Raw genomic sequence first — 18703 nt, 5'->3', positions numbered from 1 at the left:
CCACCACCGTGACCGCCGCCGCCACCGTGACCGCCGCCACCGCCGTGGCCGCCGCCACCACCGTGACCGCCACCGCCGTGACCGCCACCGTGGCCGCCACCGTCGTGACCGCCGCCGTGACCGCCGCCGTAGCCGCCACCATCGTGGCCGCCGTAGCCGCCGCCACGGCCGTTGTCATCGTCGTCGTAGTTGCTCCAGTAGCCGTGCCCGTTGTCGTGGTCGCGGTCGCTGTCGTAACCACCCCACCACTTGTCGTGGCCGCGGTCATCGTCGTCCCCGCCACGCCCCTTGTCGTGGTCGGAGTAACCCGAATCGTGATGCGCATCCGAGTCAGCGGCGCCGGCGACGCCGGCACCGGTGAACGCCAGAGCGACCGCGGCGAACAGCGCGGCAGCCAGGCGCCCGAACCTGGACAGGATTGCACTCATGATGCTTGCCTCTCAGGGGGAGATGATTTGTCGCTGATCCCGGAACATCCAGGTCCAGCCCGCATCCGGCCCTCCACGGGGACCTGACACGCGTGGGAAAACGCTCACGGCCCTGCCCGACACCCCGCCCAGCCCGCGCAGGCGGCAAAAGGCCACCTGATGTACGGCTGTGGACGTGTGGCTCGATGCCGGACCCTCGCAGCTCACCGCCGTTTCGCGGCAGGCCGTACTTCCGCGACGCCACCCCTCCGACCGGACCGCGGCACGCGGTCACGGTGCCGACCGGCCTTCGAGACTCCGTACGGCCTTGGCAGGAAGCCCAACGGATCGCCTCGTGTCCTCACGCTAGGCAGATAACCGGCAAAACGTCAACTACTGGAGAAATCGGCTAAAAAGGGGCGTTGCGTCATACGCGATCCCACGTCAGATTTGCCCGTTGCGGCGTGATTGAGAAGGCTTCTATGCATTGATACCTTCTCGTCATGCACGAGACTCAGCGGCGCGACGTCTCGGACGCCAAGGCGCTCAAGGGACTCGCCCATCCCCTCCGGCAGCAGATGCTCACCCGACTGCAGCGGGGCGGACCGGCCACCTCCGCCGACCTGGCCGCCGAGTTCGGCGCGGACCGCGGGGCCACCAGCTATCACCTGCGCCAACTCGCGCGGTTCGGCTTCATCCAGGAGGACACCGCCCGATCGACGGGCCGGCGCAAGTACTGGCGCGCCGTGCCGGAAGACGTCCGGCTCCCCCACCGGGCGGCGAACGCCGAGGCCGCGGCCGCGGCCCAGGAGATCGGGCACCAGTGCTGGGAGCGCGCCGAGCACGACCTGGCCGCCTTCCTGGGCACTCCCGAGGCGTACGGCGAGTTCGGCGCCGCCGCCCTGCACTCACTGGGCGGCACCACCTTGACCGCCGAGGAACTGGCCCGGTTCACCGAGGAGTACATCGCTTTTCTCGCGCGCTGGCACCGCGAACCCGATCAGGCGTCACCCGGCAGCCGCCACATCACCGTGCTGTTCAACGCGTTTCCGACGCCCGACGACAGTGGCCGGCACGGGTCGACTCCGCCGCAGCCGGACGCCGACAGCGATGCCCGTCGGTCCCCCTGAGGCATCCGCGACTGTCCGGATCTGTGCAGGCGTCAGATCACCTGGCTTCGGCGCACCTGTGCTCGCGTCAGATCACCTGTCGGCAGCCGTAGCCGTGCAGGCGTCAGGTCGCCTTGGCGCCGCCAGCACGCCTTGGACTCGAACAAGTCGGAAACGACGGGCGGGCTCTGCGGGCGGCGCGCTGAGAACCTCACAGCAAAACCTCACAGCACCAGACGAGTTGGCGGAAGACGTCACGCGCCCGGCTGCTCTCCGGGCGGTTTCGGCGGTGGTTCGGCCACGGTGACCTGGGCGGGACGCAGGAGGTGACCGCCGACGCGGTAGCCGGGACGGTGGACGGCGGCACAGACGGGCCGGTCGACCCGGTTCGAGTGGTCGTAGGAGACGGCCTCGTGCAGGGCGGGGTCGAACCTCTCCCCCTCGCGGCCGAACGACTCCAGGCCGAGCGCGGCGAGCTCGTGCTCGAGCGCGTCGATGACGAGGCGGAAGCCGCCCGTCACTTCGCCCGCCTCGTCGGCGTTCTGGACCGCGTCGAGTACGGGCAGGAGCCCGGCGAGCACGTTGGCCACGGCGATCTCGCGGACAGCCAGGCGGTCGCGTTGCACACGCTTGCGATAGTTGTCGTACTCGGCCTTCAGTCGCTGCAGGTCCGCGGTGCGTTCCTGGAGCTGTGCGCGGAGCTCGTCGGTCTCCGTCCGCTCCTTCCCCTTCGTCTGATCGCTCTTCTCCGTCCGTCCGCTCGACTGCGGCTGCGGCTGCGCAGATGCGGCGGGCGGCCGGTCGACCGTGGGCCAGCTCCGGGCAGGATCCCCGGGCCCGCCCGTGAGACCGGGGCCGGCGGAGGGCGCCGGTTCGGCGGAGTCGCCGCCGGCGCCCCCGTACCGGGGCTGGAGGGTCACCGGATCGATGTGCCGCTTGTCCCGGACGAAGACCGGCCGGTTCTTGGGCTGGTGATCGCGCGGCTCGTTCATCCCGTGCCTCCCTTCGCATGCTGCTCGTCATCGACGATCTCGGCGTCGACGACGTCCTCTTCCGCGCCCGTCGATCCCGTGCCGGAGGCCCCGCCCTGAGCCTCGGACGCCTGCCCCTGGGCGCCCTGGGCTTGGGCGTACATGGCGCTGCCGATCTTCTGCGCGGCCGCTGCCGCCTTCTCGGTGGCCGTGCGGATGGCCGCGGTGTCCTCTCCCTTGAGCGTTTCCTTCAGCTCGGCCAGCGCCGTCTCCGTCTCGGTTTTGACGTCGTCCGGGATCTTGCCGGGGTTGTCCCTGATCAGCCGCTCGGTCTGGTAGACGAGCTGTTCGGCCTGGTTGCGGGTCTCGGCGGCCTCGCGCCTGCGGCGGTCCTCCTCGGCGTGCTGCTCGGCCTCCCGGACCATGCGGTCGATGTCGTCCTTCGGCAGCGCGGAGCCGCCGGTGACGGTCATCTTCTGTTCCCTGCCGGTACCCAGATCCTTGGCCGACACGTGCATGATGCCGTTGGCGTCGATGTCGAAGGCGACCTCGATCTGCGGAACACCCCGGGGCGCGGGCGGCAGACCGGTCAGCTCGAACATGCCGAGTTTCTTGTTGTACGCCGCGATGTCCCGTTCGCCTTGGAAGACCTGGATCTGCACGGACGGCTGGTTGTCCTCGGCCGTCGTGAAGATCTCCGACCGCTTGGTCGGGATGGTCGTGTTCCGCTCGATGAGCTTGGTCATGATGCCGCCCTTGGTCTCGATACCGAGCGACAGCGGCGTGACGTCGAGGAGCAGGACGTCCTTGACCTCACCCTTGAGCACACCGGCCTGCAGCGCGGCGCCCACGGCGACGACCTCGTCCGGGTTGACGCCCTTGTGCGGGTCCTTGCCTGTCAGCTCCCGCACCAGGTCGGTCACCGCCGGCATCCGCGTCGAACCGCCCACCAGGATCACGTGGTTGATGTCCGAGACCTTGATCCCCGCGTCCTTGACCGCGTTGTGGAACGGGCCCTTGCACCGCTCCAGAAGATCGGCGGTCAGCTGCTGGAACTGGGCGCGCGTGAGCTTCTCGTCCAGGTGCAGCGGGCCCTCGGCCGAGGCACTGATGTACGGCAGGTTGACGGTGGTCTCGGTCGCCGCGGACAGCTCGATCTTCGCCTTCTCGGCGGCCTCGCGCAGCCGCTGGACGGCCATCTTGTCCTTGGACAGATCCACGCCGTAGTTGTTCTTGAACTGCTTGGCCAGGTGTTCGACGATCCGCTGGTCCCAGTCGTCGCCGCCGAGGTGTGTGTCGCCGTTGGTGGCCTTGACCTCGACCACTCCCTCGCCGATCTCGAGGAGAGACACGTCGAAGGTGCCGCCGCCCAGGTCGAAGACGAGGATCGTCTGGTCGTTCTCCTTGTCCAGACCGTAGGCGAGCGCCGCCGCCGTCGGCTCGTTGATGATCCGCAGCACCTTCAGCCCGGCGATCTCGCCCGCCTCCTTGGTGGCGGTGCGCTGGGAGTCGTTGAAGTACGCGGGCACGGTGATGACCGCGTCCGTCACGTCCTCACCCAGGTACGCCTCCGCGTCCCGCTTGAGCTTCTGCAGCACCCGGGCCGAGATCTCCTGGGCGGTGTACCTCTTGCCGTCGATGCTGCCGGTCTCCGGGAAGCGCCACTGCGCGTCCCCCATATGGCGCTTCACCGAACGGGCGGTGCGCTCCACGTTCGTCACGGCCTGGCGCTTGGCGATCTCGCCGACCAGCACGTCGCCGCCCTTGGCGAAGCCCACGACCGACGGCGTGGTCCTGGCGCCCTCGGTGTTGGTGATGACGGTGGGCTCGCCGCCCTCCAGCACGCTCACCACGGAGTTGGTCGTCCCGAGGTCAATACCGACTGCCCGTGCCATGTCAGATCTCCTCCTCCACGCACACCTGCGGCAGCAGACACTCTTCACACACCGTGGTAAATCCTGAGTCGCCTCAAGTCAAGAATCCTTAGCGGGAACCTGTGTGGCGAGGGGCAAACCCGCGATGACCAGGGCAGACCGACGACCTGCGGCCCGGCCTGCCTCCCGGCCCGCAGCGGGCGCAGCGTGTACAGACGCCCCACGGGTACCCGAGTCGTCGAATGCCGACATGCCCACGGGGAACTGTCGTCCTGGCGGGTGGTCTCCGGCTCCCGTGGGCAGCGATGCCGCTCCAGGAGGAGTGCTGTGGAGTGGTTCACGGACGCCGACTACTGGCTGGGCAGGCTCGGCTTCCAGCGCGGCCTGGCGGCCCTGTACTTCGTCGGGTTCCTCAGCACGCTCAACCAGTTCCGGGCGCTCATCGGTGAGCGTGGGCTGCTTCCCGTGCCGCGGTTCGTGGCGGCCGTCCGCGTCCGGCAGTCGCCCAGCATCTTCCATCTCCACTACTCGGACCGCTTCTTCGCACTGGTGGCCTGGACGGGTGTGGCGCTGTCCGCCGCACTCGCCGCCGGAGCGGCCGACCGCGTCCCCCTGTGGGCCTGCATGCTGATGTGGGCTGCGCTGTGGCTCATGTACCTGTCCATCGTCAATGTCGGGCAGACCTGGTACGCCTACATGTGGGAGTCGCTGCTGCTCGAGGCCGGTTTCCTGGCGATCTTCCTGGGCAACGAGCGCACGGCGCCGCCGGTCCTGATGCTGTGGCTGCTGCGCTGGCTGCTGTTCCGGCTGGAGTTCGGCGCGGGGCTGATCAAGATCCGGGGCGACCGGTGCTGGCGCGATCTGACCTGCCTCTACTACCACCATGAGACCCAGCCGATGCCGGGCCCGCTCAGCTGGTTCTTCCACCGCCTGCCCCGGCCTGTGCACCGCGTGGAGGTCGCCGCCAACCACGTCGCGCAGCTCGGCGCGCCCCTCGCGCTGCTCACGCCGCAGCCCGTCGCCAGTGTGGCGGCCGGATTCATCATCGTCACGCAGCTGTGGCTGATCGCGTCCGGCAACTTCGCCTGGCTGAACTGGCTGACCATCGTGCTCGCGCTGCCCGCGATCGACGGAGGATACGCCAGGGAGGTCCTGCCACTGCCGGATCCTCCGGCCTTCCCCGCCACACCGGCGTGGTACGTGGGCGTGGTGCTCGCCGTCACCGTCCTGGTGGCCGTGCTCAGCTACTGGCCGGTCCGCAACCTGCTCTCGCGCCGCCAGATGATGAACTTCTCGTTCAACCCGCTCCACCTGGTCAACACCTACGGCGCCTTCGGCAGCATCAGCCGGGACCGCTACGAGGTCGTGATCGAGGGCACGGACGAGCCGGAGATCACCGACAGCACCGTATGGAAGGAGTACCGCTTCAAGGGCAAGCCGGGCGCCGTGCGCAGGCTGGCGCCTCAGGTGGCCCCGTACCACCTGCGGCTCGACTGGCAGATGTGGTTCGCCGCGCTCTCGCCTCTCTACGCCCTGTCCTGGTTCGCGCCGTTCATCGGCCGGCTTCTCGACAACGACCCGGTCACCCTCAAGCTCCTGCGCGGGAACCCCTTCCCCACCACACCGCCCACCTACATCCGCGCCCAGCTCTACAGCTACCGCTTCACCGACCGGCACACCCTGCGGAAGACCCACGCCTGGTGGGAGCGCACTCTGGTGGGCGCCTACCTTCCGCCCGTGACCAAGGGGCCCCCGTGACCAAGGGGCCCTGACGACCGGGCGCCTTCCTCCCCATGCGTCCTTGACAACGTACTGAGCACGTTTTATCCCATGTCTCGAGAGGGTTTTCTCCCTGTTTGGCCGCTGTTTGGCCAGTCATGCGTCTGGTGGACGTCCGGGAGGTGAGCCCAGTGGCGGGCCACGCAACACCAGACCCCCGGCAGGACCTCTACGCGGTGCTCGGCGTGGAGCCGACCGCTTCAGGCGGCCAGATCACATCGGCGTACCGCAAGCTCGTCCGCGTGCTCCACCCCGACGCGAACCCGGGGCAGGAAGGCACCGGCGAGCGTTTCGCGGAGGTGGTGTCCGCCTACGGCACACTCCACGATCCCGTCCTGCGGGAGGCGTACGACGCCGAGCAGGCCCGCGCTGCCGCGAGCACCGCCGGCCGAGCTCGGCCACAAGGCCGGCCCGGCCAGCCGGTGAGAATCCAGGTCAGAGTCAGGACGACGCGGCGGTCGTACGACGAGGACAGCGCCGTCGGGTCGTACGAGGACAGCGCCCCCGGGTCGTACTTCCCCGATCCCTGGGGTCTGCTGTGGCAGTGGCTCATGCGGTGGTGAGGAGGAGGACCCTCCTGCCCTTCGGGCCAGGCGTCCAGGGGGTGTCAGCGGTGGCACGGCTGCAGGTCAAGGGGGACGACCTGGTGGTGCGCCTGTCCGCGGCGGAGCGTCTCGGTGCACGTCGGCGCCGCCTACGGGTGCCCTTGGCCGCCGTCGAGGACGTGGCCGTGATGGAGGACTGGTGGCGTGCCCTGCGCGGGGAACCCGAGACCGCCGTATGGCTGCCAGGGAATTACTTCGTGGGGGTGCGCAGGCATCCTCGGGGACGCGACTTCGCCGTCATGCGGATGCCCAGGCCGGTGGTGAGTGTGGATCTCGGGCCGCTGTCACCCTTCGCGCGTCTCGTGGTCTCGGACCCCCACCCCGAGGCCGCGGCCTCGGCCATCCGTACCGCCGCGCGGGAGCGGGGAGCTGCCCCACAGTGGCCCTAGGCAGTGCTTGTCAATATGCCCGGAAAGCGGTATATGAACCGCTAGAGAAGGCAGCCGGAAGGCTCCATCGATCTGGCCTCGAGCAGAACGTCCTGACCGTGCAGGCGGAGCGCCGTACCTCCCGACACGGAAGGCGTAGAGATGGTCGTGGACTAACGGCCGCACGGGTGTTCCGCTGGCAGCTGTTCCTGGGCGAGACACTGTCGCTCGACAAGGTCGAGGCGAGTTATGACGCCGGCGTCCTGACGGTCCGTATCCCGGAGGCAGAGGAGGCCAGGCCCCGCAAGATCGAGATCGGCCGCGGTGACGAGACCAAGGAGATCGCCGGCTGATCGCCAACGGCCGGGGGCCACCGTCGATCCACCCGCGCGCCCGGGTGGAGCCGCGGGGCTCAGGGTTCCGGGTGAGGGAGGGGCAGCAATGGAGCCACTGAAGATTTCCTCCCACCGCCGAGACACATGGGAGGTCGTCGAGGTCACGGGCGAGATCGACATCACCACCCGGGACGAGCTGGGCGACCACCTCGACGACGTCTTCGCCGCACACAATCCGGCACGGGTCGTCGTGGACTTCTCAGGGCTGGACTTCTGCGACGCCAGCGGTCTGAGCGTCCTTGTCGCCGCCTCCCACGAGGCCCGGCAGCGCCACGGGCAGCTTCGACTCGTCTGCCCGGAGGGACCGATCAGGCGCCTGCTGCGGATCACCGAGCTGACGACGCTGATTCCCGTCTACGACACCGTCACCCAGGCCGTGTTCCCGTCCAGGAGGGGAGCCGATGATCAGCGAACCGGCCATTGAGCGACTACGTCTGCGGCACCATCCACCACCTCGGCCACCTGGCCGATCACCCGGCGCGAGGAGCGACGCTGCCCGCCGACCGAGCGGCCCGGCACCACCACGCCCGGCGCGTCGAGTCGCCTGAGGAACGGGATCTGCACGCCGGGCATCTCAGCGCCCTGCCTCAGTCGACAGGCCAGGTGTGGACGGGTGCGTTCAGATGCATGTAGTCGATGTACTGCTGCGTCATGCGCCGCAGCGCTTCGTGGTGGCCGACGTGGGACAGGTCGTCGATACGGTGGTACATCTCCCTCTGCCATACAGCGCCGTTGCGCGCGGTGACGCACCGTTGCTCGATGATGCCGAGCAGCGGCTCACGCCAGGCCGCGTCCATTCCCGACTGCTCGAGGCCCCGGTGTGCGAGCGGCAGCAGACGCCTCAGGACGAGTTCGGGCACCGGGACTTCGCCCATACCGGGCCAGTACAGCCGTGCATCGATGCCGTGCCGCGCCGCCGTGTGGAGATTCTCCTCCGCGGCCGAGAACGACATCCGTGACCAGACCGGCCGGTCCTCCTCCACCAGGGCTCGGGTGAGCCCGTAGTAGAAGGCGCCGTTGGAGAGGGTGTCGGCGACCGTCGGGCCCGCGGGGAGAACGCGGTTCTCCACCCGCAGATGGGGTTTGTCGTGCGCGACGGCGTAGACGGGGCGGTTCCAGCGGTAGATCGTGCCGTTGTGCAGGGTGAGCTCGGACAGCTCGGGGATGTCCCCCCGCTCCAGCGTCTCCTTGGGGCTCTGCTCGTCGCAGAGGGGCAGCAGCGCCGGGAAGTAGCGCACGTTCTCCTCGAAAAGGTCGAAGACGCTGGTGATCCACCGCTCTCCGAACCACACCCGGGGCCGCACACCCTGCACCTTGATCTCCTGCGGGCGGGTGTCGGTGGCCTGCTCGAAGAGGGTGATACGGGTTTCGTCCCACAGTTCCTTTCCGAACAGGAACGGCGAGTTGGCGGCCAGCGCCACCTGGACCCCCGCGATGGCCTGCGCCGCGTTCCAGTAGCCGGCGAACTCCTCCGGGGACACCTGGAGGTGGAACTGGGTGCTGGTGCACGCGGCCTCGGGGGTGATGGTGTCCGCGTAGGTCCGCAGCCGGTCCGTACCGTCGATCTCGATCCGCAGATCCTCGCCGCGGGCGGCGAACACCTGCTCGTTCAGCAGCCGGTAGCGCGGGTTCTCGGACAGTGCGGCCTCGCCGACGTCCGCCTGGCTCAGCGTGGGCAGGATGCCGATCATGATCAGGTGGGCGCCGACCGTCGCGGCGCGTTCGTCGGCGTGGTTGAGGGCGCCCCGGATCTCGCCCTCCCACGCGTCGGGCCCGCCGGCCGTCAGACGGCGCGGCGGAATGTTGATCTCCAGATTGAAGCGGCCCAGCTCGGTGGACCAGGCGGGGTCCGCGATCGCCTCGAGCACGTCGCTGTTGCGCATGGCCGGCTCGGCTTCGGCGTCCACCAGGTTGAGTTCGATCTCCAAGCCGACCTGGGGCCGCTCCGCCTCGAACCGTGACTCGCGCAGCATCTGCGCGAACGCGTCGAGGCACTCCTGCATCTTGATCCGGTACTGGCGGCGGTCCTCACGCGTGAACACCAGTGCCGGGACATCCCGTCCCATCGGCCCTCCCGAGTCTCCTCGGCGGACACGTCACTACCCCACCAGAATCCCACCCCCGGGCAGCACTGACGAGGCGGAGCCGTCGTTTACGGGGTCCCTGCGCTTTTGTCATGCGCGCACCAAAAGCGGGCCTGTGGACCACTGGGACGAGGACGGCTGGCGCATTCTGCAGTTCACCGGCGTGTACGAGGAGGGCGGCGCGGCCCGGCCGGTCGCCATGCTCTTCGCGCTCGACGCGACGGCGAGCACGGACACGACGGCTGAGCCTGCCCTCCGGGTCGCCGTCGTCGACGCGGACACCGGCGAAGCGATGGCTGCCGAACTGCTCTCGCCTGCGGTCCGCACCGCCCTGCCGCTCGCCGGCTGAGCGCCCGTTGTTCGCCGGCGCCCGTGCTGGCGCCGGCGAACAGCACCAGACGCATCGGCTCACCACCACGACCATGCCGGGCCGGATCACCGCGATGGCACAGGGACGGATCACCGAACAGCACCGAACAGGGCTCATACGACGAACTCGTCCTACGCAACCGGCCTGTTTCGCCGAACTGCTCACACCACACCAGGACCGCTGACGACGCAGGCGGCGGAACACGGAAGCGGCGGATGATCAACCGCGCGGCTGCGCTCAGGGGCGCCCGTCGACGCGCGCGGATGCTTCACCGAACACCCATGGCGTTGTTTCGGCGATGAAATCCGCCGGGAAGCCGCGCCGGAAGCCGGTGGCCGCATCCAGGCGCCGAACCGCATCCTCCGGCAGATCCACGTCGAGGGCGGCGAGGTTGTCCTTGAGCTGTTCGGCGTTGCGGACCCCGATGATGGGGTGCACCGCGGCCGAGCGTGCCCGCGTCCACGCGATCGCGGCCTGGGAGGCCGTGATGCCCAGCTCGTCGGCGATCTCCTGTACGGCCCGCGCGACGGCGTGTTCGCGCTCGCCGAGCGCGTCGGCGGCGAAGCGGGTGTCCGTCCCGGCGCCGCCCGGCCGCGTGTACTTGCCGGACAGCACTCCTCCGGCCAGCGGACTCCAGGCGGCGACCGTCATCCCGTACGCCTCGGCCATGGGCAGCAGCTCACGCTCGATGTCGCGGTTGAGCAGGCTGTACGGGACCTGAAGCCCGGCGAAGGAAGTCCAGCCGCGCCATTCAGCGAGGGTGTTGGCGCGCGAGACCACCCAGGCGGGCGCGTCGGAGATGCCTGTGTAGAGGATCTTGCCGGCGCGGACGGCGTCGTCGAGTGCCCGCATGGTCTCCTCGATCGGCGTGTGGCGATCCCACAGATGGACCCAGTACACGTCGATGTGGTCGGTGCGCAGCCTCCGGAGGCTGGTCTCCAGGGACAGGGTGAGGTTCTTGCGGTGGTTTCCTGCGGCGTTGGGGTCGCTTCCGTCCCGGGAGATGGTGTATTTGGTGGCAACGACGAAGCGGTCTCGGCGGCCCTCGATGAGTTCACCGAGGATCGTCTCGCTCTCACCGCCACGGTAGTTGACCGCGGTGTCGACGACATTGCCTCCCGCGTCGGCGTACAGGTCAAGCATGCGGCGGCACTCCTCAGGCGGGGCGCCGGCGCCACCCTGTTCACCGAACGTCATCGCACCCAGAAATAACTCGGAGACGCGGAGCCCGGTCCTGCCGAAGAGTCGGTAGCGCACAGCTGTGTTCTCCCTCACGGATGGTCAGGCCACTGCCGGTGAGCAGTCGGCCTGGTCGCCGACGCGGCCGGGCCATTCAACTCGACGGCGAAGCTCTCGCGCCAGGAGTCCCGCCAAGGCCGTCGCCCATCGCCGATCGCCAGCCGTCGGCCGCCGGCCGTCGGCCGCTGGGAGCGAGTACCGCGGACATCGCCCGCAGGATCCGGCATCCCGCGGCTCCCGGCTCAAGCGGCGGCACCGCTTGAATGATCAAAATGGCGAGGGGTTAGCATATGAGCGCCGCCTAGCTCGAAAGATAAACTTGTGACTGTCATCGAGGACTCGTTCACCAACTGGAAGAACCGCGAGGAGATCGCGGAGTCGATGATCCCGATCATCGGGAAGCTGCACCGGGAGCGGGACGTCACGGTCCTGCTTCACAGCCGCTCCTTGGTGAACAAGTCGGTCGTCAGCATCCTCAAGACCCACCGATTCGCACGTCAGATCGCCGGCGAGGAACTCTCCGTCACCGACACGCTGCCGTTCCTGCAGGCTCTCACCACGCTCGATCTCGGCCCGTCCCAGATCGACATCGGCATGCTCGCCGCGACGTACAAGACCGACGACCGCGGTCTGTCGGTGGAGGAGTTCACCGCCGAGGCCGTCGCCGGCGCCACGGGCGCCAACAAGATCGAGCGCCGTGAGCCGCGCGACGTCGTGCTCTACGGCTTCGGCCGCATCGGCCGCCTCGTCGCCCGCCTGCTCATCGAGAAGGCCGGCTCCGGCAACGGTCTGCGGCTGCGCGCCATCGTCGTCCGCGGGGGCGGCGACCAGGACATCGTGAAGCGGGCCTCGCTGCTGCGCCGTGACTCCATCCACGGCCAGTTCCAGGGCACGATCACCGTCGACGAGGCGGACAGCACGATCATCGCCAACGGCAACGCCATCAAGGTGATCTACGCCAACGACCCGACGGAGGTCGACTACACGGCGTACGGCATCAAGAACGCCATCCTCATCGACAACACCGGCAAGTGGCGCGACCGCGAGGGCCTGTCGAACCACCTCCGCCCCGGCATCGACAAGGTCGTCCTCACCGCGCCGGGCAAGGGCGACGTCCCCAACATCGTGCACGGCGTCAACCACGACACGATCAAGCCGGACGAGCAGATCCTGTCCTGCGCGTCCTGCACCACGAACGCGATCGTCCCGCCGCTGAAGGCGATGGCGGACGAGTACGGCGTACTGCGCGGCCACGTGGAGACCGTCCACTCGTTCACCAACGACCAGAATCTCCTGGACAACTACCACAAGGCGGACCGCCGCGGCCGCTCCGCGCCGCTCAACATGGTCATCACCGAGACCGGTGCCGCCTCCGCCGTGGCCAAGGCGCTGCCCGACCTCAAGGCGAAGATCACCGGCAGCTCCATCCGCGTCCCCGTGCCGGACGTCTCGATCGCGATCCTCAACCTGCAGCTCGCGCGCGGGACCACCCGCGAGGAGGTTCTCGACCACCTCCGCAACGTGTCGCTGACCTCACCGCTCAAGCGCCAGATCGACTTCATCACCGCCCCTGACGCCGTCTCGAGCGACTTCATCGGCTCGCGCCACGCCTCGATCATCGACGCCGGCGCCACCAAGGTCGAGGGCGACAACGCCATCCTGTACCTCTGGTACGACAACGAGTTCGGCTACTCCTGCCAGGTCATCCGCGTCGTCCAGCACGTCTCCGGGGTGGAGTACCCGACCTACCCGGCCCCGGCGGTCTGATCTCAGCGGAGTATCTCCGCCCCGGCGTCCCGGCAGGCGGGGCGGCGGTGGGGGGCAACCGGGTCCGGTCGGCATCCGGTTCCTCTCCCACCGCGCCCGTGCCCTGCCTGCCGGCCGCCGGGCAGCCCGGTGCCCAGCCGGAGAACTTTCTGGCCCGCCGTGAACGGGCACGTTAGCGTGACCCCCGATCCAAGCCTCCAGGAACGGCTGGACATCGAGGAGTCGTCGATGCCTGAAGCAAGGCGGTTGCGCGCTGAGCGTCTGTCGTCGTACGAGACGGTGGGCACACGCCTCTCCCTGCTCAGCGACCACCGTCTCGCAGATGCGGTGGCCGCCGCGCCCGCCCTTGGCTCCGGCATCGGCGGCAGGTCCGCGGAGCTTGATGTCGACGGCATCCGCGTCTTCGTGAAGCGCGTTCCGCTGACGGACATCGAGTTGCAGTCCAAAAACATCCGGTCGACTGCCAATCTCTTCGACCTGCCGATGTTCTACCAGTACGGGGTGGGATCGGCTGGGTTCGGGGCCTGGCGTGAGTTGGCCGTGCACATCATGACCACCGCGTGGGTGCTCGACAACGAGTACGCGGATTTCCCGCTGCTGTATCACTGGCGGATCCTGCCGGACAGTCCTCCCACGGACTTCGCCGACGCGTTCGGGGGAATTGAGGGGGCCGTCGCGCATTGGGAAGGTTCGGCTGCCGTGCGACGCCGGCTGGAGGCCATCGGCCGCTCATCCGCCAGCTTGGTGCTCTTCCTGGAACACGTGCCGCAGTCCCTCGCCGCGTGGCTGGACGACGTCCGCGATTCCGGCTACGCGGAGCCAGGGGCCGACTCGCCCTATGTGTGGATCGAGGACGCTTTGAACCGCGGGACGGAGTTCATGAGTTCTCATGGACTGGTCCACTTCGACGCGCACTTCGCCAATCTGCTGACCGACGGCCGGCAGCTGTACTTCGCGGACTTCGGCCTCGCTCTGAGCTCAGAATTCGCACTCTCCGCGGAAGAAGCGGCGTTCCTGGCAGGCCACTTGGCCTACGACCGCTGCTATGCAGGCAGCCATCTGCTCCGCTACCACCTGCTTCATGACGTGCGCGGTGACATCGACCACGACACGTTCTTGCGGGAATGGATCGCGGGCCGCCGCCCCGATGGCGTCCCGCCCGAGATCAGAGCGATCATCGACCGGTACGCCCGCCCAGCAGTCGTCATGGGCGACTTCCACCGCCGGCTGCTCACGCAGAGCAAACGGGTTCAGTTTCCTACCGCCGATATCCAGCAGGCGCTGAGCGGCACGTCGCCTTCGTCGTCGTTTTCTCCTGCGTCGTTTTCTCCTGCGTCGTTTTCGCCTTCGTCGTCTTCCGGCACCAACTCCTCGAGGGCCAGCAGCACATCGACGGAGATCGAGTGACCCAGGCCGGGCGACGTCGCCGACGTCATCGCCTAAACTGTCGGCCCGGAGCGGGAACAGGGCCGCCGCACCAAGCATGGTGTTGCGGGCGTCCGGGTCGGTCACCTCCCGGAAATCACGCGTTACGTCTCGAGGCACCCCTGCTTTCGCCAAGCCCGGTCACAGGAGAATCGTTGCACCACGATGAGCGCGCAGACCGCCCCGGAAGCCACGGCGAGCACCAGATCCAGCGGGAGTTGGGCACCTTCGCCCGCGCCGACCGGTTCTACGAGGAGCAGGTTCTCGACCGGCTCAACTCGCGGATGCGTGAGTTCGTGGCGCGGCAGGAGATGTTCTTCCTCGCCACGTCGGACGCCCACGGCGAATGCGACAGCACGTTCCGCGCCGGGCCGCAGGGCTTCCTCCAGGTGCTCGGCGAACGCTTGCTCGCCTACCCCGAGTACCGTGGCAACGGCGTCATGGCGAGCCTCGGCAACATCCGCGAGAACCCCCACGTCGGCATCCTGATGATCGACTTCCTCCGCGATCGGATAGGCCTGCACGTCAACGGCACCGCCCGCCTCGTCTCCGACGACGACATGCGCACCGCGTACCCGGACCTCCCGCGCGATCCGGTACCGGGGCGGCGCCCGCAGGTGTGGGTCGAGATCGAGGTCGAGGAAGCCTATATCCACTGCTCCAAGCACATACCGCGGATGGCCAAACTGCCGACCGCAGGTGGCAGGGCCTGGGGAACCGACGACGTGAGGCGCAAGGGCGGCGACTACTTCGGGGCCGCGGCCGAAGCGGGGCGGGCCGGTTCAGACACGAGGGGACACGTGACGCGTCGGTAGCGGCCGGAGGCCGGTGTGCGCTGGGTCCCCTGATCATGCTGCACACGGCTGGGTCCCTGCTGGGCCGGATACCGCTCCGTGCGCCGGGAGGTCGACAGCGGTCTCGCGGTTCGCGCGGCCGCTTTCGCGGGCCGGCAAATGCCCAGCGCTGCCGCGGCAGTTCTCATACACGGGTCAGCGGTCGACGCGGGTCGGGCGACGCTCTCGCCGCGGCGAGGCGGGCGGGCACGCGGGCAGGCACCGGTAAAGCGGTTGCCCGCGGGCGGACTTCTGACGATCATCACCGATGGCTGGTGAACATTTTCTTCTGCGGGGGTCTGCGGTGACGACGGTGACGACGGCTGACGGCTTCGATCCTGCTCGCCTGGAGGAGGTCGTCTCAGGTCTCGCGGAGAGGAAGGGGTTCTCCGGTACGGTCCGTGTCACGCGGCACGGGGAGCCGGTGTTCTCCCGCGCGCTCGGGATGGCGTCACGGCGGTGGTCCATACCGAACACCTGCGACACACGCTTCCGGGTGGCGTCGGTGTCCAAGATGTTCACAGCGGTCGCCGTCCTGCAGCTCGTCGAGCACGAGCACGTCCGCCTGGACGACGCCTTGGTGGGCTTCGTGAAAGACCATATGCCGCAGCTCGATTCGCGCGTGACGATCCATCACGCCCTCACGATGACGTCGGGCATCGGCGACTGGTTCGAGGAGGGCAGCGACGACTGGGAGGCCGAATGGGCCGCCCTGACCTCCTCCCACCCGCTGTACCTGCTGCGGAGCAACAAGGACTACCTGCCGCTGTTCGCCGGCAAGAAGCCCCACTTCCCTCCCGGGGAGCGCCATCTGTACAACGGCGCCGGCTACATCCTGCTGGGCCTGCTCATCGAGTCGGTGACCGGCCGCTCCTTCGAGGAGGTCATCGCCGACGACGTCTTCGCCCGTGCCGGGATGAGCGGGGCAGGATTCCCGGCCCTGGACGACCTGGGTCCTGACACCGCCGAGGGATACCTCAGCACCGCCGACAGCCCCACCCCGTACCGAACGAATCACTACGCGACCACCCCCGGTGCCGCCGCCGACGGAGGGGCCACCTGTACCGCCGCCGATCTCACGGCCTTCGCCCACGCACTGCGCTACGGGCGGCTGCTGAACGAGGAGACCACGCGCCTGGCGCTGACCCCGCAGGTCGATGAGCGCGCGGAGAAGGTCCGCGGCTACCGGTGGATGTACGGCTTCGGCCTCACCCACATCCTCGACGACGAAGGAACCATCGTCCGATGGGGCCACACGGGCGAGGAGGACGGAGTCAGTGCCCGCCTCTACCACTACCCGCAGCAGGACCTTGACGTCGCCGTCCTCGGCAACATCAGCTGGTGTGCCGGCGACATGGGGTGGGCCATCCACGACGCCCTCGTCGGCAACTGAGACGGCCGCGCGCCGCGACGGCAGGTGAGCGGCTGCCAGGTTGGCGTACAGCAGGGAAGCGCCGGACTGCCGTGCAGGACGGCCACGGCGCCGAGAAGGCCCCGGCGAACATGGCGGGCGTCGAGAGGGTGCGGCGGCAGCTCTTGCCGCCGTGACCCCCGGCGGCCTTGCTGTCGGAGGCCATGCCAATGATGGTCAGGGTCAGGACGGTGGTGGTCAGGTCCGGGATCGGCCAGGGCGCGGGCGCGGCGTTCTGGACTCCCATGGCGACGCCGAGCAGGGCGATCAGCGCGTACCGTTCGGCGTCCCCGTACGGGGTGGCGGCGAACTGGCTATCGGTCGTAGGCCAGGCGCGCCATGCGAGGCACGGGGCCGAAGGCGCCGGCGTAGAAGTCGGTGAACGCCTTGGTGATCTCCACCTTGGTGTTTGCCGACGGATGACCTCCAGAGCCCGCGCGAGCTGCTCTACGCGCCGACGATGTCCGGAGCGAAGCCGCGCACCGGCTCGAACATCTGGGGAAGCGGCGCTGTCCCACCCAGGCATGGGGGCCGCGCGCATAGCCTGCCGCGGAACTATGTTGTCCCGCCACATGTGCGCCTGACCTGCACGTTTCTACGGTGTCCGGACACGTACCCGTCCCCACCCCATACGAGGAAGTGGCGCACATGGCCTCCGCAACCACCGCTCCACCACCCCCAGGCAACCTCAAGCGCATCGTCGCCGCAAGCCTCATCGGCACCACCATCGAGTGGTACGACTTCTTCCTCTACGGCTCCGCCGCCGCGCTCGTCTTCAACAAGCTCTTCTTCCCCGACTCCGACCCGCTCGTGGGAACGCTGCTCTCCTTCCTGACCTATGCCGTCGGCTTCGCCGCCCGGCCGCTGGGAGCGCTGGTCTTCGGGCACTACGGGGACCGGCTCGGGCGCAAGAAGCTGCTCGTGCTGAGTCTGCTGCTGATGGGTGGGGCCACCTTTGCGATCGGCTTGTTGCCCACCCATGCGACCGTGGGAACCGCTGCACCGGTGCTGCTGACGGTGCTGCGGCTGGTGCAGGGCTTCGCGCTCGGCGGCGAGTGGGGCGGTGCCGTACTGCTGGTGTCCGAGCACGGCGATGCCAGGCGCCGTGGGTTCTGGGCGTCGTGGCCCCAGACCGGCGCCCCGGCCGGCCAGCTGCTGGCCACCGGTGTGCTGTCGCTGCTGACCGCAGTGCTGTCCGATGCCGCGTTCACTTCATGGGGTTGGCGCATCCCGTTCCTGCTGTCCGGTGTGCTGGTGATCGTCGGTCTGTGGATTCGTCTCTCTGTCGATGAATCTCCCGTTTTCAAGGCGGCACTTGCTCAGGCCGAAGCGCGCAAGGGGGCGAACACCGCCGACGTGGAGAAGCTGCCGCTGATCGCCGTGTTGCGCCACCACTGGCGGGACGTCCTGGTCGCCATGGGCGCACGCATGGCGGAGAACATCAGCTACTACGTCATCACCGCCTTCATCCTCGTGTACGCCACGACCTCGGCCGGCGTCTCCCAGCAGACCGCGCTCAACGCCGTACTCATCGGATCTGCCCTGCACTTCGCGGTGATCCCGCTCTGGGGCGCCCTGTCGGACCGCGTCGGCCGCAGGCCCGTCTATCTGCTGGGCGCGGCAGGAATCGGCCTCTGGATGTTCCCGTTCTTCGCGCTGATCGACACCGGCAGCTTCATGAACCTCCTTCTCGCGGTGACCGTCGGGCTGGTCCTGCACGGCGCGATGTACGCCCCGCAGGCTGCCTTCTTCTCCGAGATGTTCGCAACGCGGATGCGCTACTCGGGCGCCTCTATCGGCGCGCAGTTCGCGTCCGTTGCCGCAGGCGCGCCTGCGCCGCTCATCGCTACCGCGCTGCTCGAGGAAACCGGCGGCTCCACGCTCATCGCCCTCTATGTGATCGCGGCAGCGGTGGTGACGCTGATCGCGGTCGGCGCGGCGAAGGAGACCAGGCTCCGTGACCTGGCGCAGGTAGAGCCCGATGGCGGTCAGGAGGCCCCCGTGACGTCGCCTGCCGACGCCCGGACCGCATAAGGCTCGGCGCTTCCGTTCAACCCCCGCACGCC

The 18703-nt window shown here is 68.6% G+C and carries 17 protein-coding genes and 1 pseudogene; 12 read left to right on the top strand and 6 right to left on the bottom strand.

Annotated elements, in window-relative coordinates; all coding sequences use genetic code 11:
* Positions 1-428: pseudogene (locus STSP_RS38945) on the bottom strand (hypothetical protein); the annotation flags it as partial.
* 482 nt (positions 429-910) lie between these two features.
* Here STSP_RS38945 and STSP_RS34090 point away from each other — a divergent pair.
* A complete protein-coding gene (locus STSP_RS34090; protein WP_067284903.1) occupies positions 911-1537 on the top strand; it encodes an ArsR/SmtB family transcription factor in 627 nt (208 codons plus the stop codon).
* 233 nt (positions 1538-1770) lie between these two features.
* Here the strand turns inward: STSP_RS34090 and grpE are convergent, their stop codons facing one another.
* Both grpE and dnaK read right to left on the bottom strand, forming a co-directional pair.
* Complete coding sequence (grpE, locus tag STSP_RS34085; RefSeq protein WP_067284902.1) at positions 1771-2508, bottom strand: nucleotide exchange factor GrpE; 738 nt, start codon at positions 2506-2508, stop codon at positions 1771-1773.
* Entirely contained in the window at positions 2505-4382 is a 1878-nt protein-coding gene (dnaK, locus tag STSP_RS34080; RefSeq protein ID WP_067284901.1) for a molecular chaperone DnaK, read from the bottom strand. The genes grpE and dnaK overlap by 4 nt, the downstream gene beginning before the upstream one ends.
* A gap of 306 nt (positions 4383-4688) precedes the next feature.
* Between dnaK and STSP_RS34075 the strand changes: the two genes are divergently transcribed.
* The 5 genes from STSP_RS34075 to STSP_RS34060 all read left to right on the top strand — a co-directional run bounded on the left by STSP_RS34075 (position 4689) and on the right by STSP_RS34060 (position 7932).
* On the top strand, positions 4689-6119 hold the full coding sequence (locus tag STSP_RS34075; protein WP_067284900.1) for a lipase maturation factor family protein: 1431 nt from the start codon (positions 4689-4691) through the stop codon (positions 6117-6119).
* 152 nt (positions 6120-6271) lie between these two features.
* The gene (locus STSP_RS34070; RefSeq protein WP_157902971.1) at positions 6272-6703 is read left to right on the top strand and encodes a J domain-containing protein; all 432 of its coding nucleotides are present in this window, start codon (positions 6272-6274) and stop codon (positions 6701-6703) included.
* 50 nt (positions 6704-6753) lie between these two features.
* Entirely contained in the window at positions 6754-7134 is a 381-nt protein-coding gene (locus tag STSP_RS34065; RefSeq protein WP_067284909.1) for a hypothetical protein, read from the top strand.
* The gene (locus tag STSP_RS37915; RefSeq protein WP_078067732.1) at positions 7125-7466 is read left to right on the top strand and encodes an Hsp20/alpha crystallin family protein; all 342 of its coding nucleotides are present in this window, start codon (positions 7125-7127) and stop codon (positions 7464-7466) included. Before STSP_RS34065 ends, STSP_RS37915 begins: the two co-directional genes overlap by 10 nt.
* A gap of 88 nt (positions 7467-7554) precedes the next feature.
* Positions 7555-7932, top strand: a complete 378-nt coding sequence (locus tag STSP_RS34060) for an STAS domain-containing protein (protein ID WP_067284898.1) — start codon at positions 7555-7557, stop codon at positions 7930-7932.
* Here STSP_RS34060 and STSP_RS39440 read toward each other — a convergent pair.
* Together STSP_RS39440 and STSP_RS34055 are read right to left on the bottom strand one after the other, a co-directional pair.
* Positions 7914-8072: a hypothetical protein gene (locus STSP_RS39440; RefSeq protein WP_157902970.1), complete on the bottom strand. Its 159-nt coding sequence runs from the start codon at positions 8070-8072 to the stop codon at positions 7914-7916. The genes STSP_RS34060 and STSP_RS39440 overlap by 19 nt on opposite strands.
* A 23-nt stretch (positions 8073-8095) precedes the next feature.
* Complete coding sequence (locus STSP_RS34055) at positions 8096-9574, bottom strand: glutamate-cysteine ligase family protein (protein ID WP_067284897.1); 1479 nt, start codon at positions 9572-9574, stop codon at positions 8096-8098.
* Between the two features lie 133 nt (positions 9575-9707).
* Between STSP_RS34055 and STSP_RS34050 the strand changes: the two genes are divergently transcribed.
* Positions 9708-9941: a hypothetical protein gene (locus STSP_RS34050; protein WP_067284896.1), complete on the top strand. Its 234-nt coding sequence runs from the start codon at positions 9708-9710 to the stop codon at positions 9939-9941.
* A gap of 258 nt (positions 9942-10199) precedes the next feature.
* Here STSP_RS34050 and STSP_RS34045 read toward each other — a convergent pair whose 3' ends face one another.
* A complete protein-coding gene (locus STSP_RS34045; RefSeq protein WP_067284895.1) occupies positions 10200-11219 on the bottom strand; it encodes an aldo/keto reductase in 1020 nt (339 codons plus the stop codon).
* Positions 11220-11522: 303 nt separating this feature from the next.
* Between STSP_RS34045 and STSP_RS34040 the strand changes: the two genes are divergently transcribed.
* From STSP_RS34040 to STSP_RS34020, 5 genes are all read left to right on the top strand, one after another.
* Entirely contained in the window at positions 11523-12968 is a 1446-nt protein-coding gene (locus STSP_RS34040; RefSeq protein WP_067284894.1) for a glyceraldehyde-3-phosphate dehydrogenase, read from the top strand.
* A gap of 228 nt (positions 12969-13196) precedes the next feature.
* Complete coding sequence (locus STSP_RS34035; RefSeq protein ID WP_078067734.1) at positions 13197-14375, top strand: protein kinase family protein; 1179 nt, start codon at positions 13197-13199, stop codon at positions 14373-14375.
* A 173-nt stretch (positions 14376-14548) separates the two neighbouring features.
* Complete coding sequence (locus STSP_RS34030; RefSeq protein ID WP_067284893.1) at positions 14549-15208, top strand: pyridoxamine 5'-phosphate oxidase family protein; 660 nt, start codon at positions 14549-14551, stop codon at positions 15206-15208.
* A gap of 331 nt (positions 15209-15539) precedes the next feature.
* Positions 15540-16619 (top strand): serine hydrolase domain-containing protein, encoded by a 1080-nt coding sequence (locus STSP_RS34025; RefSeq protein ID WP_198547504.1) that lies wholly within the window; start codon positions 15540-15542, stop codon positions 16617-16619.
* A gap of 666 nt (positions 16620-17285) precedes the next feature.
* A complete protein-coding gene (locus tag STSP_RS34020; RefSeq protein WP_067284892.1) occupies positions 17286-18671 on the top strand; it encodes an MFS transporter in 1386 nt (461 codons plus the stop codon).
* The last annotated feature ends 32 nt before the right edge of the window (positions 18672-18703 follow it).

This window comes from Streptomyces jeddahensis (assembly GCF_001642995.1).
Taxonomy (GTDB): domain Bacteria; phylum Actinomycetota; class Actinomycetes; order Streptomycetales; family Streptomycetaceae; genus Streptomyces; species Streptomyces jeddahensis.
Note: the sequence above shows the minus strand (reverse complement) of the source record. Positions and strands in the feature narration are given on the sequence as shown.